The sequence below is a fragment of the Tabrizicola aquatica genome (genome assembly GCF_002900975.1).
In the GTDB taxonomy this organism is placed as follows: Bacteria; Pseudomonadota; Alphaproteobacteria; order Rhodobacterales; family Rhodobacteraceae; genus Tabrizicola; species Tabrizicola aquatica.
Window position 1 is genome coordinate 164,279 of sequence record NZ_PJON01000006.1, and the last position, 20,958, is coordinate 185,236.

At 65.5% G+C, this 20,958-nt stretch carries 24 protein-coding genes; 11 read left to right on the forward strand and 13 right to left on the reverse strand.

Annotation, left to right across the window (positions count from 1 at the left end; all coding sequences use genetic code 11):
- Positions 1–21: 21 nt before the first annotated feature.
- Entirely contained in the window at positions 22–1,686 is a 1,665-nt protein-coding gene (locus tag CXR42_RS18600) for an acyl-CoA dehydrogenase family protein (protein ID WP_103259093.1), read from the reverse strand.
- Positions 1,687–1,796: 110 nt separating this feature from the next.
- Entirely contained in the window at positions 1,797–2,312 is a 516-nt protein-coding gene (locus tag CXR42_RS18605) for a DUF3859 domain-containing protein (protein WP_103259094.1), read from the reverse strand.
- A gap of 67 nt (positions 2,313–2,379) precedes the next feature.
- Between CXR42_RS18605 and CXR42_RS18610 the strand changes: the two genes are divergently transcribed.
- Positions 2,380–3,153 carry a sulfite exporter TauE/SafE family protein gene (locus CXR42_RS18610; protein ID WP_103259095.1) on the forward strand — a complete coding sequence of 258 codons (774 nt, stop codon included), beginning with the start codon at positions 2,380–2,382 and terminating at the stop codon, positions 3,151–3,153.
- Here CXR42_RS18610 and CXR42_RS18615 read toward each other — a convergent pair.
- Positions 3,131–3,616 carry a DUF2243 domain-containing protein gene (locus CXR42_RS18615; RefSeq protein ID WP_103259096.1) on the reverse strand — a complete coding sequence of 162 codons (486 nt, stop codon included), beginning with the start codon at positions 3,614–3,616 and terminating at the stop codon, positions 3,131–3,133. The genes CXR42_RS18610 and CXR42_RS18615 overlap by 23 nt on opposite strands.
- A 49-nt stretch (positions 3,617–3,665) precedes the next feature.
- Complete coding sequence (locus CXR42_RS18620) at positions 3,666–5,276, reverse strand: phosphoenolpyruvate carboxykinase (protein WP_103259097.1); 1,611 nt, start codon at positions 5,274–5,276, stop codon at positions 3,666–3,668.
- A gap of 357 nt (positions 5,277–5,633) precedes the next feature.
- Between CXR42_RS18620 and CXR42_RS18625 the strand changes: the two genes are divergently transcribed.
- The 7 genes from CXR42_RS18625 to CXR42_RS18655 are packed head-to-tail and all read left to right on the forward strand — an operon-like array spanning position 5,634 to position 10,976.
- Positions 5,634–6,335: a response regulator transcription factor gene (locus CXR42_RS18625; RefSeq protein ID WP_103259098.1), complete on the forward strand. Its 702-nt coding sequence runs from the start codon at positions 5,634–5,636 to the stop codon at positions 6,333–6,335.
- 12 nt (positions 6,336–6,347) lie between these two features.
- Complete coding sequence (locus CXR42_RS18630; protein ID WP_103259099.1) at positions 6,348–8,045, forward strand: sensor histidine kinase; 1,698 nt, start codon at positions 6,348–6,350, stop codon at positions 8,043–8,045.
- Positions 8,042–8,467, forward strand: a complete 426-nt coding sequence (locus tag CXR42_RS18635) for an HPr kinase/phosphorylase (protein ID WP_103259100.1) — start codon at positions 8,042–8,044, stop codon at positions 8,465–8,467. Before CXR42_RS18630 ends, CXR42_RS18635 begins: the two co-directional genes overlap by 4 nt.
- A gap of 18 nt (positions 8,468–8,485) precedes the next feature.
- The gene (rapZ, locus tag CXR42_RS18640; RefSeq protein WP_103259101.1) at positions 8,486–9,379 is read left to right on the forward strand and encodes an RNase adapter RapZ; all 894 of its coding nucleotides are present in this window, start codon (positions 8,486–8,488) and stop codon (positions 9,377–9,379) included.
- A complete protein-coding gene (locus CXR42_RS18645) occupies positions 9,376–9,771 on the forward strand; it encodes a PTS sugar transporter subunit IIA (RefSeq protein ID WP_103259102.1) in 396 nt (131 codons plus the stop codon). Before rapZ ends, CXR42_RS18645 begins: the two co-directional genes overlap by 4 nt.
- Before the next feature lies 1 nt (position 9,772).
- On the forward strand, positions 9,773–10,042 hold the full coding sequence (locus CXR42_RS18650; RefSeq protein ID WP_103259103.1) for an HPr family phosphocarrier protein: 270 nt from the start codon (positions 9,773–9,775) through the stop codon (positions 10,040–10,042).
- Between the two features lie 49 nt (positions 10,043–10,091).
- Complete coding sequence (locus tag CXR42_RS18655; protein ID WP_245875490.1) at positions 10,092–10,976, forward strand: lysophospholipid acyltransferase family protein; 885 nt, start codon at positions 10,092–10,094, stop codon at positions 10,974–10,976.
- Positions 10,977–11,055: 79 nt separating this feature from the next.
- On the opposite strand, the gene CXR42_RS18660 is transcribed toward CXR42_RS18655, so the two are convergent.
- Positions 11,056–11,259 (reverse strand): hypothetical protein, encoded by a 204-nt coding sequence (locus CXR42_RS18660; protein WP_103259105.1) that lies wholly within the window; start codon positions 11,257–11,259, stop codon positions 11,056–11,058.
- A gap of 146 nt (positions 11,260–11,405) precedes the next feature.
- On the reverse strand, positions 11,406–12,281 hold the full coding sequence (locus CXR42_RS18665) for a 3-hydroxybutyryl-CoA dehydrogenase (protein ID WP_103259106.1): 876 nt from the start codon (positions 12,279–12,281) through the stop codon (positions 11,406–11,408).
- 160 nt (positions 12,282–12,441) lie between these two features.
- Here CXR42_RS18665 and CXR42_RS18670 point away from each other — a divergent pair, with 160 nt between their 5' ends.
- Positions 12,442–13,257, forward strand: coding sequence for a DUF6473 family protein (locus tag CXR42_RS18670; protein ID WP_103259107.1), 816 nt, complete (start codon positions 12,442–12,444; stop codon positions 13,255–13,257).
- A gap of 56 nt (positions 13,258–13,313) precedes the next feature.
- Here CXR42_RS18670 and CXR42_RS18675 read toward each other — a convergent pair whose 3' ends face one another.
- The 7 genes from CXR42_RS18675 to CXR42_RS18705 form a co-directional block, all read right to left on the reverse strand.
- The gene (locus CXR42_RS18675; RefSeq protein WP_103259108.1) at positions 13,314–14,240 is read right to left on the reverse strand and encodes an electron transfer flavoprotein subunit alpha/FixB family protein; all 927 of its coding nucleotides are present in this window, start codon (positions 14,238–14,240) and stop codon (positions 13,314–13,316) included.
- A 1-nt stretch (position 14,241) separates the two neighbouring features.
- A complete protein-coding gene (locus CXR42_RS18680; RefSeq protein WP_103259109.1) occupies positions 14,242–15,003 on the reverse strand; it encodes an electron transfer flavoprotein subunit beta/FixA family protein in 762 nt (253 codons plus the stop codon).
- Positions 15,004–15,142: 139 nt separating this feature from the next.
- The gene (locus CXR42_RS18685; protein ID WP_180996115.1) at positions 15,143–15,871 is read right to left on the reverse strand and encodes a hypothetical protein; all 729 of its coding nucleotides are present in this window, start codon (positions 15,869–15,871) and stop codon (positions 15,143–15,145) included.
- A complete protein-coding gene (locus tag CXR42_RS18690) occupies positions 15,847–16,419 on the reverse strand; it encodes a cob(I)yrinic acid a,c-diamide adenosyltransferase (RefSeq protein WP_103259111.1) in 573 nt (190 codons plus the stop codon). The genes CXR42_RS18685 and CXR42_RS18690 overlap by 25 nt, the downstream gene beginning before the upstream one ends.
- Positions 16,420–16,436: 17 nt before the next feature.
- Positions 16,437–16,640, reverse strand: coding sequence for a twin transmembrane helix small protein (locus CXR42_RS18695; protein ID WP_103259112.1), 204 nt, complete (start codon positions 16,638–16,640; stop codon positions 16,437–16,439).
- Between the two features lie 103 nt (positions 16,641–16,743).
- Positions 16,744–17,568, reverse strand: a complete 825-nt coding sequence (locus CXR42_RS18700; protein WP_103259113.1) for an SDR family oxidoreductase — start codon at positions 17,566–17,568, stop codon at positions 16,744–16,746.
- A 7-nt stretch (positions 17,569–17,575) separates the two neighbouring features.
- On the reverse strand, positions 17,576–18,202 hold the full coding sequence (locus CXR42_RS18705; RefSeq protein WP_103259114.1) for an SH3 domain-containing protein: 627 nt from the start codon (positions 18,200–18,202) through the stop codon (positions 17,576–17,578).
- Between the two features lie 144 nt (positions 18,203–18,346).
- Here CXR42_RS18705 and parC point away from each other — a divergent pair, with 144 nt between their 5' ends.
- On the forward strand, positions 18,347–20,659 hold the full coding sequence (gene parC / locus CXR42_RS18710) for a DNA topoisomerase IV subunit A (protein WP_103259115.1): 2,313 nt from the start codon (positions 18,347–18,349) through the stop codon (positions 20,657–20,659).
- A gap of 172 nt (positions 20,660–20,831) precedes the next feature.
- Positions 20,832–20,958, forward strand: a 127-nt coding sequence (locus CXR42_RS18715; RefSeq protein WP_232017738.1) for a GTP-binding protein, incomplete at its 3' end; no start/stop codon positions are given.

A 20,958-nucleotide genomic window follows, 5' to 3' on the forward strand; every position in this document is an offset into this window, starting at 1 on the left:
TCGCGGGCCGAAGTCAACCGGTCAGTCGAACAGGCGGCGCGCGATGACCTGGGCCTGGATCTCGGCCGCGCCTTCGAAGATGTTAAGGATGCGGGCATCGCAGAGGACGCGGCTGATCCGGTATTCCAGCGCAAAACCGTTGCCGCCGTGGATTTGCAGCGCATTGTCGGCAGCCGCCCAGGCGACGCGGGCACCAAGGAGTTTGGCCATCCCCGCCTCAAGATCGCAACGCTTGTCGTGGTCCTTTTGCCAGGCGGAGAAGTAGGTCAGCTGGCGCGCAATCATGATCTCGACCGCCATCATCGCCAGCTTTCCGGCGACGCGGGGGAATTCGATCAGCGATTTGCCGAACTGCTTGCGATCCTCGGCATATTGCATCCCGGTCTCCAGCGCGGACTGCGCCACGCCGATGGCGCGGGCCGCGGTCTGGATGCGGGCGGATTCAAAGGTCTGCATCAGTTGCTTGAAGCCCTGGCCCTCGACCCCGCCCAGCAGGTTGTCGCCCTTAACCCGGAAATCGTCAAAGTTGACGGTGTATTCCTTCATGCCGCGATAGCCGAGGACCTCGATCTCGCCGCCCGACAGGCCGGGATCGACAAAAGGCGTCTCATCGGTGCCGGGGGTCTTTTCGGCCAGGAACATCGACAACCCGCGATAGTCGCTGGTCCCTTCGACCGACCGGGCCAGGACGGTCATCACATGGGTCCGCGCGGCATGGGTGATCCAGGTCTTGTTGCCGTTGATGACCCAGTCGTCACCATCCTTCCGCGCGCGGGTGCGCAGGGAGCCAAGGTCGGATCCGGTGTTCGGTTCGGTAAAGACGGCGGTGGGCAGGATTTCCCCCGAGGCAAGGCCGGGCAGCCATTTCGCCTTTTGCTCTTCCGTCCCGCCGCACAGGATCAGTTCGGCCGCGATTTCGGTCCGGGTGCCCAGCGAGCCGACACCGATATACCCGCGCGACAGTTCCTCGCTGACCACGACCATCGACGCCTTGGACAGGCCAAAGCCGCCGTAAGCTTCGGGGATCGTCAGGCCGAACACGCCCATGCCGGCCAGTTCGTCGATCACCTCCATCGGGATCAACTCGTCCTTCAGGTGCCAGTCGTGGGCGACGGGGATCACCTTTTCATCGGCATAGCGGCGGAACTGGTCGCGGATCATCTCCAGCTCTTCGTCCAGCCCGCTGGCGCCAAAGGTCGCGCGGCCCTGGTTGTCACGCATCAGGGCGACCAGCGCATCGCGAGCGGCCGGGGTATTCCCGTCGGCCATCAGGCGCTGGGCTTCGGGGCCGGGGGTCCAGGTCAGGTCAAGGTCGGAGAGGCGGGCAATCTCGCCCTGGCTCATCGGGATGCCGCCGGCGATCTGGTTCAGGTATTCGCCATAGCCGATCTGCAGGATCAGCGCCTCCATCGCGCCGAACTGGTCGGCGGTGGCCAGACGGTCCGCCCAGGCACCCAGTTGGCGCAGCGATTCGACATAGGTGGCCAGCCATGCAAGGGCATGGGCCTGGAACTGCCGCGCCTCAAGCGCCGGGGCGTTGATCTTGCCGGCGACGGTCACATGGGCGCGCAACCCCTCACGCGCCTGGGCGAACAGCGCCTCGACCTCGGGCAGGGCGGCGGCGGTAAGGGCGCGAAGATCGGCAAGGATCGGGGTCTGGGTCATGGCCTGGCCATCATGCGGCATCGGAACACTCCACGTCTATTCTGCACCTGCGAAGAGGTAGTGCCTTTGCATCCGCAGAGCAACAAGATTTCAACCTGCGTCATGCGGGCGAATGAAAATGTCGCAGCCGATCACGAGACTGCCCCGCAGGCCTGCACCAGATCGGGCAGGGTGGCAGCCGGGACGACCTGGAATTCGACAGCGTAAAGCCGGGTTTCGCCATCCCACGCCTCGAACCGCCAAAGGCCGGGAATCAGTTCGTGGTCATGGTCAAAGCGGAAGAAGGCGATCGAATCGCCAAAGGGGGAAAGGGTGGAGTCCCAGACCTCGGGGCTGGTGCTGCCGGGCGGGTAGACCCGCATCTCGCCGGAGCTGACGAAATGGTCCGGGTGCAGCCGCGCCTTTACGCCAAAGGCAAGGCCAATGGCGGCGGGGACGATCTGGCGGTCGGGCCAGTGAAAGTCGATCTCGCCCTCCGGCACATGCACCCAGCCGGAGCGGGTGCCGGGTGCGGGGCGGCTGTCCATCGCCTGCAAGGCGCAGAACACGCCGGGTTGCAGCTGCGCGACCCCGGGTCCCAGGACTGGCGCCGCCGGGTCGGCGAGGGCGGGGGTGGCAAGCAGGAGAGCTAACAGGATGTGTCGCATGGGTCACCCGAAAGGGGCCTTTCGCCCGCCGACAGACTGCGCCACAACGGCGGGCAAAGGGCAAGTCATGCTGGACCTCATCTCTGCCGGCCTTCCGCCGCATCTTCTGGTTGCCGCGCTGGCGATCACGCTTTTCGCAGGGTTCGTAAAGGGCGCGGTGGGCTTTGCCATGCCGATGATCCTGGTCTCGGGCTTTGCGGTGTTCCTGCCGCAAGACCTGGCGCTGGCCGGGCTGATCCTGCCGACGCTGGTGACCAACATCAGCCAGGCTTTCCGCCAAGGCCCCGGCCCGATGTGGGAGACGGCGCGGAAGTACCGCCGTTTCCTGATTGCGACGGTGATCTGCATCGTCCTGTCCGCGCCCTTCGCCGATGCGATCCCGCGCATGGTCTATCTTCTGATGCTGGGCCTGCCGATCACCGCCTTTGCCGCGCTGCAACTGATGGGGCGCAGCCTGGCGATCCGGCTGCACCACCGCGACCGGGCCGAGTGGGTGTTGGGCGTGATCGGTGGGCTATATGGCGGGGTGTCGGGGATCTGGGGGCCGCCCTTGCTGGTCTATCTGCTGTCCACCGGGGCCGAGAAGGTGCAGGCGATCCGCGCGCAGGGGGTGGTGTTCCTGATCGGGGCGGTTGTCCTGCTTCTGTCGCACCTGGGTACGGGGCTGGCCAATGCCGAAAGCCTCGGCTTTTCGGCCGCGCTGTGCGTGCCGGCGCTGGTCGGGCTTTATGCCGGCTATGCGGTGCAGGACCGGCTGGATCAAGCCCGGTTCCGCCGCTGGACGCAAGGCTTGCTGGTGCTGACCGGGCTGAACATGGTCAGGCAGGCCCTGTCCGGCTGACCAGATAGCCCAACACCAAGAGCAGCACGCCCGAGGCCAGGAACCCCAGGTCCCACCACAGCCATTGGTCGGGTGGCACGGTCTCGTTCACATGGTGCAGGCCAAGGATGTGGTGGTTCACCAGCCCCTCGACCAGGTTGAACAGGCCGAACCCGGCCAGCCCGCTGCCGATCAACGCGCGTGAGGACAGCCGTGCCCCACGCCGCACCGCGTGCCACAGCGCGATCAGTCCCGACAGGACCAGCACCCAGGTCGCGGCGTGGAACAGTCCGTCCAGCAGCGTGTTCGTCTGCAGGCCTGCAACCGTATCCACCGGCACCCCGGCGCTGGAGCCCATGTGGTGCCACTGCAGGATCTGGTGCAGGACGATCCCGTCCACGAACCCGCCCAGGCCAAGACCCAGAAGCAGTCCCGCCCCGAACGGCGGGCGGCGGGGCGGGGTGTGAGATGTCGTTTCGCGCATGGCCGGCTCCTTTCAGGCAAGGAACCGGCCGGGACGCGGGTTGTTCCCGTCAGCCGATGGCGGCGGCTTTCACGTCGGCGTCGATATAGGGAACGTATTGGGCAAAGTTCTTCTGGAACATGCCCACCAGCTTTTGCGCCTGCGCGTCATAGGCCGCCGGGTCGGCCCAGGTGGCGCGCGGGTTCAGCAAAGCGTCATCGACGCCAGGAACCGCGACCGGAACTTCGAAGCCAAAGTTCTTGTCCTTGCGGAATTCCACCCCGTTCAGCGACCCGTCCAGCGCGGCCGCCAGCAGGGCGCGGGTCGCCTTGATCGGCATCCGGCGGCCGGTGCCATAGGCGCCGCCGGTCCAGCCGGTGTTCACCAGCCAGCAGGACGCGCCATGCTTGGCGATCTTGGCCTGCAGAAGCTTGCCGTAAACCTCGGGCCGGCGCGGCATGAAGGGGGCGCCGAAGCAGGTCGAGAAGGTCGGCTGCGGCTCGGTGATGCCACGCTCGGTTCCGGCAGCCTTGGAGGTGAAGCCGGACAGGAAGTGGTACATCGCCTGCGCCGAGGAAAGCCGCGCGATGGGCGGCAGCACGCCAAAGGCGTCGCAGGTCAGCATCACCACATGGCGCGGATGGCCGCCCAGGCCGGTGGCGCTGGCGTTCGAGATGGCCTCCAGCGGATAGGCGCAGCGGGTGTTCTCGGTCAGGCTGCGGTCCGCGAAATCCAGCACCAGGGTCTCGTCGTCGAACACCATGTTCTCCACCACGGTGCCGAAGCGGTGGGTGGTGGCATAGATCTCGGGCTCGGCCTCGGGCGACAGGTCGATGGTCTTGGCGTAGCAGCCGCCTTCGAAGTTGAAGATGCCGCGGTCGGACCAGCCGTGTTCATCGTCGCCGATCAGCGTGCGGTCGGGAGAGGCGGAAAGCGTGGTCTTGCCGGTGCCCGAAAGCCCGAAGAACACCGCCGCATCGACCGGATTGCCAAGGGCGTGGTTGGCCGAGCAGTGCATGGCCATCACGCCCTTTTCGGGCAGAAGGTAGTTCAGGATGGTAAAGACCGACTTCTTGTTTTCCCCGGCATAGGCGGTGTTGCCGATCAGCACGGTCTTTTCGTCGAAGTTCAGCGCGATGACGGTTTCGGTCCGGCAGCCATGCCGCGCCGGGTCAGCCTTGAACGACGGCAGGTTGATGATCGTCCAGTCGGGGGCGAAGCTGTCCAGCTCTTCCCGCGCGGGGCGGCGGAGCAGGTGGCGGATGAACAGGCCGTGCCAGGCCAGCTCGGTGACCACGCGCACGTCCATCCGGTGGATCGGATCGGCCCCGGCATACAGGTCCTGGACGAACAGCTCACGCCCCTTGGCGTGGTCCAGCATGTCGGCTTTCAGGCGGGCAAAACACTCGGGCGTCATCGCCGCGTTGTTCTCCCACCAGATCGTATTCTCGGTGGCCGGGGTGCGAACGACGAACTTGTCCTTCGGCGAGCGTCCGGTGAACTGCCCGGTGGTGCAGAGAAATGCGCCGCCCTGGCCCAGGCGACCCTCGCCCCGCTGCACCGCCGCCTCGACCAGCGCCGCCTCGACATAGTTGTAGTGGGCGACCGCCACACCGGAAAATCCCTGGTGCGAAAGGGTCTGGTCGGGGTTCACGCGTCCGCGGGTCGTTCCTTGGGTCATCCTGCAAGCTCCGAAAGGCCGCGGCATCGGCAGCGGCAGTTTCTTCCCATGGCATCCGGGCCTGAATGCCACGAACAAGCCCTAGAGGGGCCCGCCCGCACGGCCGCTATACCATGAGGGGTTCGGCGCAGAATAGCATGAAATTCAATGCGTTAGCGCTATCATTTTCAGGTTAGCGCCACCATCCGCGTCCATCCGCCGACTGGGGGCGGGATTGCCCGGAATGTCGGCGAAATTGCCACCCTTCGCCCCAGTTCTGCCAAGCTGATTCGCTTTCCTGTTGATATTCCCGCGCGCCAGGCTGAAAATCCGGCAAAAATATTCATGCGCCAGTAGCAGTTACAGGGAGGATCGAAGATGTCCCGCATCGCCCTTGTGGACGACGACAGGAACATTCTCACGTCGGTCGCGATGACCCTGGAAGCCGAAGGGTTCGAGGTCGAGACGTATAACGACGGCCAGTCCGCGCTTGAGGCGTTCAACCGCCGCATGCCCGACATGGCGGTCCTGGACATCAAGATGCCGCGGATGGACGGGATGGATCTGCTGCAACGGATGCGGCAGAAAACGTCGATCCCGGTGATCTTCCTGACCTCGAAGGACGATGAGATCGACGAGGTTCTGGGCCTGCGCATGGGGGCTGACGACTATGTCAAGAAGCCCTTCAGCCAGCGCCTTCTGGTCGAACGCATCCGCGCGCTTCTGCGGCGGCAAGAGGCGATCAACACGGGTGAGGCTGCGGCCACCGAAGAAACCCGGATGATGGAACGCGGCGCGCTGCGGATGGACCCGCTGCGCCATTCCGTCACCTGGAAAGGGCGCGAAGTGTCGCTGACCGTCACGGAATTCCTGCTGTTGCAGGCGCTGGCGCAACGGCCCGGCTTCGTGAAATCGCGCGACCAGCTGATGGACGTGGCCTATGACGACCAGGTCTATGTCGACGACCGCACCATCGACAGCCACATCAAGCGCCTGCGCAAGAAGATGCGGTCGGTGGACGATACCTTTTCGGCGATCGAGACGCTGTACGGCATCGGCTATCGCTACAATGAAGAGTGACGCGGCCCGACCATGACCTCGGCCCCCCGGATCGCCAGCACTGAGGACTTTCGCCCGAAACGGTCGGGCGATGTGCTGCTGGGCGAGGATTGGGTATCCCCCGACGCCACGGTAGAGCGGCTGAAGGAAGGCCGGGGCGGGCGCAGCATCGTCGCGCTGAACCGCTCGCCGCTGGCGCGCAAGATCATCGTCTTCAACCTGATGGCGCTGGTCATGCTGGTGGTCGGCGTTCTGTTCATGAACCCGTTCCGCGACAGCCTGGCGCTGCAGCGGCAGCAAGGCATGGCGCGGCAGGCGGAACTCATCGCCAAGATCTACGAGGGGCAGTTGCGTCCCGGCACCAACGGCTTTGATTTCCGCATGCCGCTGGAGGAGATCAATGTCGACCCGGTGGTCGAGGTTTTCGTCTTTGATCCGACCGGGCGGCTGCTGGCCTCGAAGGTGGGGCAGGGGACCGACACGCTGGTCACCGATCCTGCCCAATCCACGGTCCTGACCGATTTCCTGGAAGGCGTCTGGAACGCCGTTACCGTGGTCCTTCGCCAGGGTCGCGGCTTTCGCACCGAGACGATTGACGCGGCCGAAAAGGCGCTGGACGTGGCCGAAGGCGCGTTGCGGGGTGACAGCCTTAGCCGCACCACTCGCGACAGCGAGGGTAGCCTGTTCTTCTCGGTCGCCACGCCGATCATTGTCGGCGGCGATGTGGTGGGGGCGGTGGCGCTGACCTCGAACTCGGTCGAGATCGACCGTCTGGTCCGCTATGAGCGCGAGCAGATCCTGCAGGTCTTTCTGCTGGCGGTCGCGGTTTCGATCGGGCTTAGCCTGATGCTGGCCTCGACCATCTCGAACCCGCTGTCGGACCTTGCCGCCGCGGCCGAGCTTGGGCGCGACCGCGACACCCGTCGCGTGGCCCCCAGCCGGGTCCGCATCCCTGACCTCGCCGCCCGCCCGGACGAAATCGGCCGCCTCTCGGTTGCCATGCGGGGCATGGTGGCTGCCCTGTATGATCGGATCGACGCCAACGAACAGTTCGCCGCCGATGTGGCGCACGAGATCAAGAACCCGCTGGCCAGCTTGCGCTCGGCCGTGGGCAGCCTGCGCTTTGTGAAAAAAGACGAACAGCGTGACAAGTTGCTGGATGTCGTCGAACACGACGTGCGCCGGCTGGACCGGCTGGTCAGCGACATCTCGAACGCCTCGCGCCTGGACAGCGAGCTGGTGAAAGAGGACGAGGAAGAGTTCAACCTTCTGAAAACCCTGTCCAACCTGTGCCAGTACCTGTCACAGCAAGCGGGCGAGAAGGGGGTCGATTTCATCATCGACCTGCCCTCCGATCCCATCGCGATCCACGGGCTTGAGGCGCGACTGGCGCAGGTTTTTGTCAACCTGGTGACCAACGCGATTTCCTTCTGCGAGGAAGGCGACGCCGTCCGCGTCTGGGCCCGCCGCCGTGAGAACCGCGTGCTGGTGGTGGTCGAGGATACCGGCCCCGGCATCCCCGAACAGGCGCTGACCAAGGTGTTCAAGCGGTTCTACTCCGAACGGCCGCAAGCTGATTTCGGCAAGCATTCGGGCCTTGGCCTGGCGATCTCGAAGCAGATCGTCGAGGCGCATGGCGGGGTGATCTGGGCCGAGAACATCCGCCCCACCGCCGCCGACCCGACCTCGGACCCGCTGGGCGCGCGCTTTGTCGTCGGCCTGCCGGTGTGACAGGCCCTGCACAGATCTTCCATGCCTCTTGCGTCGCGGTTGAAGGGCGGGGGCTGCTGATCCTTGGCCCCTCGGGTGCGGGCAAGTCGGCGCTGGCGTTGCGGCTGATCGCGCTGGGTGCCCGACTGGTGGCCGATGACCGCACCGAAATCACGGCCGAGACCGGCCGCCTGACCGGCCGCTGCCCTGCCGGCATCAGGGGTCTGATCGAGGCGCGAGGCCTTGGCCTCTTGCGCGCGCCGACCCAGGACGAGGTGGACATCGCCCTGGTCGCCGACCTTGCCCAGGTCGAGGATCAGCGCCTGCCGCCACGGCGCCGGATCACGATCCTGGGATGCGAAACCGACCTTGTGCTGTCGCTGCCGAATGACCATTTTCCCGCTGCGCTGATGCTTTATCTTCGCCATGGACGGCAGGACTGACCCTGCCCAGGACCAAGGATGACGCCCGAGCCTGACCACCGCCTGATCTTCGTCACCGGCCCCTCTGGCGCCGGGCGGACCACCGCAATCCGCGTGCTGGAGGATCTGGGCTATGAGGGCATCGACAACATCCCGCTGTCCATGGTGCCGCGCCTGGTGGAAGGCACGCCGCTGGGCCGGCCGATCGCGCTGGGCCTGGACGTCCGCAACCGCGACTTCAACGCCACCGCGCTGATCGAACTGATCGACACCCTGACCCGCGACCCTGCCGTCGCGATCGAAGTGCTGTACATGGACTGCGCCCCCGCTGTCCTGATCCGCCGCTTTTCCGAAACCCGCCGCCGCCACCCGCTTGCCCCGAACGAAACCCCGGCCCAGGGGGTGGAGCGCGAGATCGACCTTCTGGCCCCGATCCGGGTTCGGGCCGACCACCTGATCGACACGACCGAGCTGACCCAGCACGACCTGAAGGCCGAGCTTGCCGCGCTTTACGACACCACCCACGCGCATCCGCTGTCGGTGTCGCTGCAATCCTTCAGCTACAAGCGCGGCATCCCGCGTGGGGTGGACATGATCTTCGACTGCCGCTTCCTGGCGAATCCCCATTGGCAGCCCGAGTTGCGGCCGCTGGATGGCCGGGACCAAAGGGTCGAGGCGTTCGTCCGCGCCGACCCGCGCTTTGCCGAATTCTTCCAAAGGTTGCGCGACCTGCTTCTCTTTCTGCTTCCGGCCCAGCTGGATGAGGGCAAGGCCCACCTCGCCATCGCCTTTGGCTGCACCGGGGGGCAACACCGGTCGGTTGCTGTCGCGGAAATGATGGCCAATGCGCTTGCAGAAAACGGCTGGGCGGTGTCAAAACGTCACCGGGAACTGGAACGCAGGGCCGACGCAATGAAGGTGGCAGGCGCTTGATCGGTATCGTGATCGTGGCACATGGCGGTCTGGCGCGAGAGTACCTCTCGGCGGTCGAGCATGTCGTCGGCAAGCAGGACGGGGTCCGCGCCATCGCGATCGAGGATGACCACGACCGCAAGGCCAAGCAGGCCGAGATCTGCGCCGCAGCCGATGCCGTCGACATGGGTAACGGCGTGGTTCTGGTGACGGACATGTTCGGTGGCTCGCCCTCGAACCTGTCGCTGCCGGCTTGCGCCACCCTGGGCCGGCGCATCCTGTATGGGGCGAACTTGCCGATGCTGATCAAGCTGGCCAAGTCGCGCGACATGACCGTGCCCGACGCCGTGGCCGCCGCGCTGGACGCGGGGCGCAAGTACATCAACGCGCTTGATCTGGGCGGCGGGGCGTAAGATGTCGACCCGCACTTTCCGGATCATCAACGAAAAGGGTCTGCACGCCCGTGCCAGCGCCAAATTCGTCGAGGTTGTCGAAGCGCACGACGCCCGCGCCACTGTTGCCCGCGACGGGATTGAGGTTTCGGGCGATTCGATCATGGGCCTGCTGATGCTTGGCGCCTCACGCGGGACGACGATCGACGTGACGACATCGGGCAGCGAAGCGGTGAAACTCGCCGATGCGCTGGAGGCGCTTGTTGCGGCCCGGTTCGGAGAGGATTATTGAGCGGGGACGCCGCGACTCTGTCGGGGCCTCTCCCGGGGATAGCCGCTTCGTGACCGACCACAGCCAGATTGCCACCGAGACGCCGTCGTCTGCGGCGATTCCGGCTGACCGTCAGTATGACATGCGGCGGCTGTCCTATGCCGGCACCTTCAAGAATCCGTTCAAGGCGAACACGATCCGGGTCATCGAATGGCTGACCGCGAAGGTGCAGCTGCTGCGCCTGATCCGCAGCTTTGAAAAATCCGGCGCCCCGCACGGCGCGCCCTTCTGGCCCAAGGCGATCCGCCACATGGGCATCCGCATCGAGACTCCGGCCGAGGAAATCGCCCGCATTCCGGCAACCGGGCCACTGGTCGTCGTGTCGAACCACCCCTCGGGCCTGGTCGACGGCATGGTCCTGGCCGAGATGGTCAACCGCGTGCGGTCCGACTTCAAGATCCTGACCCGCAGCCTGCTGACTGGGATCCCGGAAGTCGAAGAGTTCATGATCCCCGTCCCCTTCCCGCATGAGGACAACGCCCGCGAGCTTGGCCTGCAGATGCGGGACGAGACGATGAAACACCTGAAGGCCGGGGGGGTCATCATCCTGTTCCCGGCCGGCAAGGTCGCGATGAGCCCAGGCTGGTGGGGCGACGCGGTCGAGGGCGAGTGGAACGTCTTCACCCACAAGATAGTCCGCTCCTCGGGCGCGACGATCCTGCCGATCTTCTTCCCTGGCCAGAACTCCCGCCTGTTCCAGATCGCCAACCAGGTGTCGGACACGATCCGGCAGGGGTTGCTGCTGTATGAAATCAAGCGCTGCCTCTTCAAGCCGACGCGGCCCGTCATCGGCCAACCGATCCCGGCGGAGGAGTTGAAGAAGTGGGAAGGCAACCCGAGGGGGTTTCTTGCGTGGCTGCGCGAACATACGCTGGCGCTTGGTCGCAAGGCGTAGGGTGGGTGCCAACCCATCGTCTGCCCAGTCCGATTGGGGTGAAACGCTGGGTTTCACCCACCACAATGGCTTCGGCGGCTCAATGCGCCGCGGCGCCGTCTATCCAGAACTTGAATTGCCAGACCTGAAGCACCAGGGCGAACAGGAAGAACAGTCCTGCATTGGCAAGCCCGGCTGACCGGTTCGCAAAGGGCAGAACGGCCAGAAGGCACAGGAGGTTCACACCGGCTGGCAGGAACAAGGCGGTAAAGTTTGCGACAGTAACCAAAAAACCGATCACCATCGCCCAATTCCATTTCAACCAAAGACCACAAAACAACAGCGCCCAGAGCGACAGATGTATCAGTGTCCAGATTTCGGCAACCCGCGACGCGACCCTACACGGTCTGTTTCTGTGGGGTCATGCAAATCATCGCTTGCCATGTGCCGCTACCGCGTCGGCACAGGCACCTCGCCCCGGTAATCATAGAACCCCCGCTGGGTCTTCCGCCCCAGCCATCCGGCCTCGACATACTTCGTCAGCAACGGACACGGCCGGTACTTCGTATCCGCCAGCCCCTCGTGCAGCACGTTCATGATGGCCAGACACGTATCCAGCCCGATGAAATCCGCCAGCTCCAAAGGCCCCATCGGGTGGTTGGCGCCCAGCTTCAGCGACTCGTCGATCGACTTCACCGACCCCACGCCTTCGTACAGCGTATAGACCGCCTCGTTGATCATCGGCATCAGGATGCGGTTGACGATGAAGGCTGGGAAATCCTCGGCACTCGCGGCGGTCTTGCCCAGCTTGCGCACCACCTCATGCAGGGTGTCCCAGGTCTCCTGATCGGTGGCGATCCCCCGGATCAGTTCGACCAGCTGCATCACCGGCACCGGGTTCATGAAGTGGAAACCCATGAATTTTTCCGGCCGGTCGGTGCGGGAGGCCAGCCGGGTGATCGAAATCGATGAGGTGTTTGACGTCAGGATCGTCGTCGGCTTCAGGTGCGGCAGCAGATCCTCGAAGATCGCCTGCTTGACCGTCTCGCGCTCGGTCGCGGCCTCGATGATCAGGTCGCACTGGCCAAGGTCCGACAGTTTCAGCGAGGTCTTGATCCGCTCCATCGCGGCGCGCTTGTCGGCGGGCAGGACCTTGCCGCGGCTGACCTGGCGGTCGATATTCTTTTCGATGGTCGCAAGGGCCTTGGACAGGCTGTCCTCCGAGATGTCGGTCATCAGCACGTCATAGCCCGCCAGGGCGAAGACATGGGCGATCCCGTTCCCCATCTGCCCGGCGCCCACGACGCCCACCAGCTTGATCTCCATCGCCTTAACCTCCGTCTGCTGCCCCGGTTATGCCCGGCCCATCCGGCCCGCGCAAGGACGCGGAAAGTCGCTAGACCTTTAGCCAATCGCCCGATTTTAGCCATTCCGCAACCACCGTCTGCCAGCCTTTGCCTTGGGTAGACTGCAATCGGGTGGTGTGATGATGTCGATTCCAGCAGGCGCGGGGGCGCTTGATTACACGCCGTGCTGCTATGGCAGCGCGCGCTCAGTGTTCCGGGGGCCGGAATGCGATCTGTCTGGTCCCTATCTGGCGATGCTGGGGGGCTCGGTCACCTTCGGCAAATATGTGCCGCAGCCGTTTCCGGCGCTGGTGGAAAAGGCCCTGGCCCTGCCCGTCGCCAACCTGGCCATGCCGCAGGGCGGGCCGGATGCCTGGCTGGCCGATCCCGTTGCCCTGCGCATCGCCGCCCGCGCGCGGCTTGCCGTCGTGCAGGTGACCGGCGCGGAAGGGTTGAGCAACCCGCTCTACCGCGTGCACAGCCGCCGCAACGACCGTGTCCTCGGCCCGACGCCGGCGCTGCGCGCCCTTTACCCGGACCTCGACCTGACCGAGATTCACTTCACCCGCCACCTTGTCCAGGTCCTGCAGCGCCAGGACCCGGCCCGCTTTGCCGAAGCTGTCACAATCCTGCGCGAAACCTGGCGCAGCCGGATGCTTCAGGTGCTGACCGCGCTGCCGGATGTGCTGGTGCTGTGGCTGGTGGCCGAGGATGCGGCGCAGGATCCCCTGTTCATCGACCGGGCGCTGGTGGACAGCCTGCGGCCCCATGCCCGGGTGCTGGCGCTTCGCACCAGCGCGGCCGCCCGGGCTGCGGGGACGACAGGGATGATCTTCCCCGAGACCGAAGCGCAGCAGGCCGCCTGCCTGCCCGGCCCGGCGGCACATGCCGAAATCGCTGCCGCGCTGGCCGGCGCGATCCGGGCGCAGTTGGAAATGGCAACGGGGGCCGCCTAAGGCGACCCCCGTCTGTCCTGTCCGGGCGTAGGGTGGGCGATTCGCCCACCTGCGGCTTACAGTTTCTCGATCAGTTCTGGCACGGCGGTGAACAGGTCGGCGACCAGGCCGTAGTCGGCGACCTGGAAGATCGGCGCCTCTTCATCCTTGTTGATCGCGACGATGACCTTGGAATCCTTCATCCCCGCCAGGTGCTGGATCGCACCCGAGATGCCCACGGCCACGTAAAGCTCTGGCGCCACGACCTTGCCAGTCTGCCCGACCTGCCAGTCGTTCGGCGCATAGCCCGAGTCGACGGCCGCGCGCGACGCGCCCACGGCGGCGTTCAGCTTGTCCGCCAGCTTCTCGATCAGCGCAAAGTCGGCCTGGCTGCCCACGCCACGCCCGCCCGAGACGACGATCCCGGCCGAGGTCAGCTCGGGCCGGTCGCTGGACGCCACCTTGTCCTCGACCCAGGCCGACATCCCGCCATCGACCGAGGCGGAGACCTTCTCGACCGGGGCGTTGCCGCCCTTGCCCGCCGCGTCGAAGGTCGCGGTGCGGATGGTCATCACCTTTTTCGCGTCCGAGGTTTTCACCGTCTGGATCGCGTTGCCGGCATAGATCGGCCTGTCGAAAGTCGCGGCATCATGCACCGCCAGCACTTCCGAGATCACCATCACGTCCAGCAAAGCCGCAACCCGCGGCAGCACCGACTTCGACAGCGCGCCCGAGGCGGCGACGATATGCTCGTAATCCCCGGCCAGCGAGACGACCAGCGCGGCGGTCGGCTCGGCCAGGCCATGGGCATAGGCCGCGTCTTCGGCCAGCAGCACCTTGGCCACGCCGTCCAGCGTCGCAGCCTCGGACGCCGCCGCAGCCGCATCAGGACCGGCGACCAGGACCGTCACCGGGCCCAGCGATTTCACCGCGGTCAGCGCCTTGGCAACCTGATCGGTGGCAAGCGCGCCGCCCACGACATCGGCAAGAAGAAGAACGGCCATCTTACAGCACCCCCGCTTCGTCTTTGAGTTTCGCGATCAGTTCGGCAACCGAGCCGACCTTGACGCCGGCCTTGCGACCCGCCGGTTCCACCGTCTTGACGACCGACAGGCGCGGCGCGACGTCCACGCCGTAATCGGCGGGCGTCTTGGTCGCCAGCGGCTTGGCCTTGGCCTTCATGATGTTCGGCAGCGAGGCATAGCGCGGCTCGTTCAGGCGCAGATCGACGGTGATGATCGTCGGCATCTTGACGGTGATCGTCTGCAACCCGCCGTCCACTTCCCGCGTGACCTTCGCGCTGTCGCCTTCGATGGCGACCTCGCTGGCGAAGGTGGCCTGCGACCAGCCCAGCAGGGCCGAAAGCATCTGCCCGGTGGCGTTCATGTCGTTGTCGATGGCCTGCTTGCCGCAAAGGACCAGGCCCGGGGCCTCTTCCTTGACCACGGCGGCCAGAAGCTTCGCCACGGCCAGGGGCTCGATGTCCACATGCACGTTGTCGGTGGCTTCGATCAGGATAGCGCGATCTGCGCCCATCGCCAGGGCATTGCGCAGCGTTTCCTGCGCCTGCTTCACGCCGATGGAGACGACGACGACCTCGGTCGCGACACCCTTTTCCTTCAGCCGGATCGCCTCTTCCACGGCAATCTCGTCGAAGGGGTTCATCGACATCTTGACGTTCGCCAGATCAACCCCGGACCCGTCCGCCTTGACGCGAACCTTCACGTTGTAGTCGATCACCCGCTTGACCGGGACCAGCACCTTCATGGCCGCATACTCCTTAGTTCCTGGCCCCCAGGGGGCACACAAGCTCTCGCCAGCCTGTTACCGCAGGCCCGGCCTTCACAACAGAGCAAATGCGACCGATTCCGGCGACACGACGCCGCGTTTTGATCGTCGCGGGCGATCACAGCCCGTCGGCGGCCCGCACGGTCGCGATCAGGTCGTAGACCTCCAGTGCCGTCTCGTTGCCCGCCAGGGCCGCCTCTTCCATGCGGTTCAGCAGCGAGGCTGAGGTATACCACGCCCAGGCCGTCGTCTTGCCGGGTTCGCGCGACCAGAAGGCATTCAGGCCGATCCGCCCGCTCTGCAGATGGAACCAGCAGCGGTGAAGAAGCCCGGCCAGATCATCGTTGCCCAGGGCCTCCAGCCGCTGCAAGAGCGGCGCAAGATCCAGCCCGCCTTCGCCGAACATGCACAGCAGCCGGTCCAACTCTCCCAGCCCCATCGGCGGGCTGACAGCCAGTTTCATCTCCAGAAAGGCCAGCGCAAACTGGTTCAGCGCCGCAACCTGGCGTTCCGGCCATCGGTCCGGGAAGCCTGTCAGCGGCAGTCGGGCGAAAGCCACCTCGTCGCCCACGGCAGCGACGTGCTGGCCATCCGCCAGCATCTCCAGCACCCGAGGCAGGAACCAGGCGACATGCGCATGGCGGATACGGTCGGTATGGGCGGCGGAATACCAGTCCCGGACATAGGCTGGCGGCAGGTCGCGCGCCTGCCGCTTCAGGAAATCGGCCTCGATCCCCGGATCCATGCAGCAGCCTTGGCAAACCCCGGTCTCAGCGGGCGCGGGAAGATCGAACGCCTGCCATGCCTGCGCAATCGCGGCGTTCAGCGCGTCAGGCCTGGAACCCATAGCACATCGTCCTTGCCGTCGTTGTTGGCGATCCGGCCTGCAACGAAGAACCAGTCGGACAGGCGGTTCAGGTAGCGCACCGCCTCGGGGTTCACGTCCTCCATCGTCGCGGTTTCCACGACCAGCCGCTCGGCCCGCCGGCAGACGGTGCGGCACAGATGCAGCTGCGCGGCCAGGACCGACCCGCCAGGCAGGATGAAACTGCGCAGCGGCGTCAGCTTGGTGTTCATCGCGTCAATCTCGGCTTCCAGACGCAGCACCTGGCCCTCGATCATCCGCAGGGGCGTGTAGGACAAGGTTGCATCCAGATGCCGGTCGGGCGTGCAAAGGTCGGCGCCCAGGTCAAAAAGATCGTTCGAGATGCGCTTCAGCGCGTCGGCCAATTCGCCGGTCGCGTGGAGGCGCGCCAGGCCCACGGTCGCGTTGGTCTCGTCGACCGTGCCATAGGCGCTGACCCGCAGCGAGTGCTTGGCCACCCGCGCGCCGTTGCCAAGGGCGGTTTCCCCGGCGTCGCCGGTCTTGGTGTAGATTTTCGACAGGACTACCATGATTTACCCCTTGGCCTTCACGATCCGCTGCGCAACCAGGCGAAGGCCACGATCAGGACCACCGCGACGAACTGCACCCCCAGTCGCCAGCGCATGATCTTGTTGGCGTTGCGCTTGTTGAACTCGCCGCCCTTGGCGAAGGTGCCGATGCCGAACAGCAGAATGCCCAGCACGGCGAAACAGGCGATGACAGCGAAGAGGAAAAGTGGGTCGGAAAACATCGGAGCACTCCCTTTGCGCATGATCTAGGCGCGCTGGCCGGAAAAGCGAAGCGCAAATTTCCGAACGGAAATTTACCCGGATTTCCCCTTTGGAAATCCGCCGTCACCCCTTGGCGATCACCCAGTCCAGGGCGCGCGTCGGCAGGATGCGGCGCAGGATGCCCATCGCATAGGTTGGTGTCGTCACGAAATACCGCGCCTTGGGCCGCCTTGCCTCCAGCGCATGGACCAGCTTGGCCGTCACCGCCTCGGGGCCAAGTTCGAAGGCGTCGCGCTTGACCTTCTTGTCGTACAGCCGACCGCGCAGGGCGACGTACTGCTCGCGCCGGGCGGAGTTTTCCCAGTCGATCCATTGTTCGAAATGCGGAATCGCGTTCTCGCGGATATTGGTCGCGATCGGGCCGGGCTCGATCAGCACCACCTCGATCCCTGTGCCGCGCATCTCGATCCGCAGCACGTCCGTCATCCCTTCCATCGCGAACTTGGTCGCGACATAGGCCCCGCGCCAGGTCAGGCCGACCAGCCCCAGAACCGAGGAGCAGTTGACGATGCGCCCATGGCCCTGCGCCCGCATCAGCGGAATCACGCGGCGGGTCAGGTCGTGATAGCCGAAAAGGTTGGTCTCGAAGATTTCCCGCAACGCGCCGCGCGGCAGGTCCTCGACCGCGCCGGGGCAGGCGAAGGCGCCGTTGTTGAACAGGGCGTCCAGCGTGCCGCCGGTGCGGGCGACCACTTCGGCGACGGCCGCCTCGATGCTGGCTTCGTCGGCATAGTCCAGGCGAAAGCTTTCCAGCCCCTCGGCCCGCAACCGGTCGCAGTCCGCTTCTTGCCGGCAGGTCGCAAAGACCCGCCAGCCGCGCGCCTTCAGCCCGCGCGCGGCATCAAGGCCGATGCCCGACGAGCATCCCGTGATCAGAATGGATCGCATTGGGGGCTCAGGGTGCCTCGGCCGTCAGGAAGCGGCGCGCGACATAGCCTTCCAGCCCGTCGCCCTGGATCACGATGCGCACCCATTCGCCGTCGACTTCGGCGACCATCAGTGCAGCCTCGCCGTTGGCAAGCTTGCCCACCACGTCCGAGTCGGTCGTGGGCTCGGCCCGCACGTTGACCGAGCTGGCGTCGACATACCAGACCGAGCCGGCCTCGGCCGCCATCGTTTCGGCCCCCTCGGGCAGGGGTGCGCCAGCTTCGCCCGGGACCGCCTCATTGCCGTAAGAGGCCAGCGAGAACACCGGCTCTTCCACCAAGGCGACGACTTCGCGGCCCGGCTCTACCTCGACCACGGGCTCGATCACCTCGGCCACGCGGACCGGGGCAGGCGCTGGCGCCAGAGGCTCTGGTTTCGGTGCAAGGGCGGCCAGCATCGGCGCAGGCTCGGGTTTGGCCACAGGGGCCGGGGCCGACACACGTTCGGCCTTGGCGCGGGCTTCGGCCCAGACCTCGTCCAGACGCCCTTCGGCCGCGGCTTGCGCCAGGCCCGGTCGCAACTGGCCGCGATCCTCGCCCAGGGTCACAAGGGCGACAAACAGGCCGATGCACAGAAGTAACGTCAGACGAAACATGGGATTTTCCGGTTGGGCAACTGACCTGCTCTTAACACCGATCCGTGAACAGGTTGAGTCAAAAACGCAACCGCCGCCAACAGGTTCCACCCCGGTCGCGAAACCCATCTGGACCGGGGCTGCGCTTTTCCCTACACAACATCCATGACCGCTGATGATGACGAACCCAAGATCGAGGGGCCGGATGGCCTGACCACCTCCGAACCGCTGTCCCGCGCGATCGGCGAGCGGTATCTGACCTATGCCCTGTCCACGATCATGCACCGCGCGCTGCCCGACGCGCGCGACGGGTTGAAGCCGGTCCATCGCCGAATCCTCTGGGCGATGCGGCGGCTGCGGCTGACGCCGACCGGGGGCTTCCTGAAATCGGCCAAGATCAGTGGCGATACGATGGGGGACTTCCACCCCCATGGCGACCAGGCGATCTATGACGCGATGGCGCGCTTGGCGCAGGATTTCAACATGCGCTACCCGCTGGTCGACGGGCAGGGCAACTTCGGCAACATCGACGGCGATAACCCCGCTGCCAGCCGCTATACCGAAGCGCGCGTGACCGCCGCCGCCGAAGCACTGATGGAAGGCATCGACGAGACCGCCGTCGATTTCCGTCCCAACTACGACGGCCGCCTTGAAGAACCCGTCGTTCTTCCCGCCGCCTTTCCGAACCTCTTGGCCAATGGCTCCAGCGGCATCGCCGTGGGGATGGCGACCAACATCCCGCCGCATAACCTGGATGAGCTGATCGACGGGTGCCAGGCGCTGCTGGCCGACCCCGACGTGACCGACGAAGCCTTGGTCCAGCTGATCCCCGGCCCCGATTTCCCGACCGGCGGCGTGATCGTCGAGCCGCGCGACAGCATCCTGGAGGCCTACAAGACCGGCCGCGGTGCCTTTCGCACCCGCGCCAAGTGGGAGGTCGAGGATCTGGGCCGTGGTACCTGGCAGATCGTCGTCACCGAGATCCCGTTTCAGGTCCAGAAGTCCAAGCTGATCGAGAAACTGGCCGAGCTTATCCAGATCAAGAAGGTCCCGCTTCTGGCCGATGTCCGCGACGAATCCGCCGAGGATATCCGCCTGATCCTGGAACCCCGCGCCCGCACTGTGGACCCCGAGGTGCTGATGGGCAGCCTGTTCCGCAACTCGGACCTTGAGGTGCGGTTCTCGCTGAACATGAACGTGCTGATCGACGGCAAGGTGCCCAAGGTCTGCTCGCTGAAGGAAGTGCTGCGCGCCTTTCTGGACCACCGCCGCGACGTCCTGCGCCGCCGCAGCCTGCACCGGATCGAGAAGATCGACGCCCGGCTGGAGGTGCTGGAAGGCCTGCTGATCGCCTTCCTGAACCTGGACCGCGTGATCGACATCATCCGCTACGACAACGACCCAAAGGCCGCGCTGATGGCCGAGGACTGGTCGAAATCGCATGTCCGGGCCATGTCCGAAAAGGACTACCAGCCCCCGGCCAAAGGCCAGGGCGTGCTGACCGAGGTCCAGGCCGAAGCCATCCTGAACATGCGCCTGCGCAGCTTGCGGCGCCTGGAGGAGATGGAACTGAACGCCGAACGCGACGCGCTGCAAAAGGAACGCGGCGACTTGGCCGACCTTCTGGAAAGCGACCGCCGCCAGTGGCGACGTATCGGCAAGGAACTGGACGAGGTGCGCAAGCTTTACGGCAAGCACACCGCGCTGGGCGCCCGGCGCACCCAGTTTGCCGACGCGACCGAGACCCCGGAAATCCCCTACGAGGCGATGATCGACCGGGAACCGATTACCGTGATCTGCTCGAAAATGGGCTGGATCCGGGCGATGAAGGGCCACGTAGACCTGGCCGCCGAACAGAAGTTCAAGGACGGCGATGGCCCCCGTTTCGCCTTCCACGCCGAAACCACCGACAAGATCCTGCTGATCGCCGAAAATGGCCGGTTTTTCACCCTTCTTGGTGCCAACCTGCCCGGCGGGCGCGGCATGGGCGAACCCGTGCGTCTAATGGTGGACCTGCCGAACGACACCGGGATCACCGATCTGCTGATCTACCGGCCGGGCCAGAAATATCTGCTCGCCTCTACCGCCGGCGACGGGTTCATCGTGCCCTCGGACGAGCTTCTGGCCCAGACCCGGGCCGGCAAGGCCGTGCTGACCACGCGCGATGGCGTCAAGACCGCAGTCTGCCGCCCCGTCCAGGGCGACAGCATTGCCGTGGTGGGCGACAACCGGAAGATGCTGGTCTTCCCCTTGGCCGAGTTGCCTGAAATGGCCAAAGGCAAGGGCGTTCGGCTGCAGAAATACAAGGACGGCGGACTTTCGGACGCCATCACCTTCACCCGGGCCGAGGGGCTGTCCTGGAAGGACCCCGCCGGTCGCACGCGGACCGAGACCGACCTTACCGAATGGCAGGGTGCCCGCGCCAGCGCCGGCAAGATGGCCCCGCGCGGCTTTCCCCGCGACAACCGCTTCACCTGACGCACCGCTCCTCGATGACTGCGTCACTCGTCGCTGACATCCAGACGACAAGACGCAGTCGTCCGACGCGGCGGCCCAATCAGGCTTGAATTTCCCGGGCCCGCGGGCTAAGTCGCCGCCCGTGTAAACAAGGGCCCCTCCCGGCCCCTTCTGGACAAGGGCGGAAAACGCGATGGCGAAGGCAAAGTTTGAACGTAACAAGCCGCATGTGAACATCGGGACCATTGGTCACGTTGACCACGGCAAGACGACGCTGACGGCGGCGATCACGAAGTATTTCGGCGAATTCCGGGCCTATG

Bases quoted from the DNA above. Each gene is read 5' to 3' on its own strand.
- CXR42_RS18685 (WP_180996115.1), bottom strand. From the start codon at position 15,871: ATGGGTTCCAGGCCTGACGCGCTGAACGCCGCGATTGCGCAGGCATGG.
- parC (WP_103259115.1), top strand. From the start codon at position 18,347: ATGACCGCTGATGATGACGAACCCAAGATCGAGGGGCCGGATGGCCTG.
- CXR42_RS18650 (WP_103259103.1), top strand. From the start codon at position 9,773: ATGTCGACCCGCACTTTCCGGATCATCAACGAAAAGGGTCTGCACGCC.
- CXR42_RS18700 (WP_103259113.1), bottom strand. From the start codon at position 17,568: ATGCGATCCATTCTGATCACGGGATGCTCGTCGGGCATCGGCCTTGAT.
- CXR42_RS18600 (WP_103259093.1), bottom strand. From the start codon at position 1,686: ATGCCGCATGATGGCCAGGCCATGACCCAGACCCCGATCCTTGCCGAT.
- CXR42_RS18695 (WP_103259112.1), bottom strand. From the start codon at position 16,640: ATGTTTTCCGACCCACTTTTCCTCTTCGCTGTCATCGCCTGTTTCGCC.
- CXR42_RS18670 (WP_103259107.1), top strand. From the start codon at position 12,442: ATGATGTCGATTCCAGCAGGCGCGGGGGCGCTTGATTACACGCCGTGC.
- CXR42_RS18630 (WP_103259099.1), top strand. From the start codon at position 6,348: ATGACCTCGGCCCCCCGGATCGCCAGCACTGAGGACTTTCGCCCGAAA.
- rapZ (WP_103259101.1), top strand. From the start codon at position 8,486: ATGACGCCCGAGCCTGACCACCGCCTGATCTTCGTCACCGGCCCCTCT.
- CXR42_RS18620 (WP_103259097.1), bottom strand. From the start codon at position 5,276: ATGACCCAAGGAACGACCCGCGGACGCGTGAACCCCGACCAGACCCTT.
- CXR42_RS18610 (WP_103259095.1), top strand. From the start codon at position 2,380: ATGCTGGACCTCATCTCTGCCGGCCTTCCGCCGCATCTTCTGGTTGCC.
- CXR42_RS18660 (WP_103259105.1), bottom strand. From the start codon at position 11,259: ATGGTGATCGGTTTTTTGGTTACTGTCGCAAACTTTACCGCCTTGTTC.
- CXR42_RS18705 (WP_103259114.1), bottom strand. From the start codon at position 18,202: ATGTTTCGTCTGACGTTACTTCTGTGCATCGGCCTGTTTGTCGCCCTT.
- CXR42_RS18665 (WP_103259106.1), bottom strand. From the start codon at position 12,281: ATGGAGATCAAGCTGGTGGGCGTCGTGGGCGCCGGGCAGATGGGGAAC.
- CXR42_RS18615 (WP_103259096.1), bottom strand. From the start codon at position 3,616: ATGCGCGAAACGACATCTCACACCCCGCCCCGCCGCCCGCCGTTCGGG.
- CXR42_RS18605 (WP_103259094.1), bottom strand. From the start codon at position 2,312: ATGCGACACATCCTGTTAGCTCTCCTGCTTGCCACCCCCGCCCTCGCC.
- CXR42_RS18680 (WP_103259109.1), bottom strand. From the start codon at position 15,003: ATGAAGGTGCTGGTCCCGGTCAAGCGGGTGATCGACTACAACGTGAAG.
- CXR42_RS18625 (WP_103259098.1), top strand. From the start codon at position 5,634: ATGTCCCGCATCGCCCTTGTGGACGACGACAGGAACATTCTCACGTCG.
- CXR42_RS18675 (WP_103259108.1), bottom strand. From the start codon at position 14,240: ATGGCCGTTCTTCTTCTTGCCGATGTCGTGGGCGGCGCGCTTGCCACC.
- CXR42_RS18690 (WP_103259111.1), bottom strand. From the start codon at position 16,419: ATGGTAGTCCTGTCGAAAATCTACACCAAGACCGGCGACGCCGGGGAA.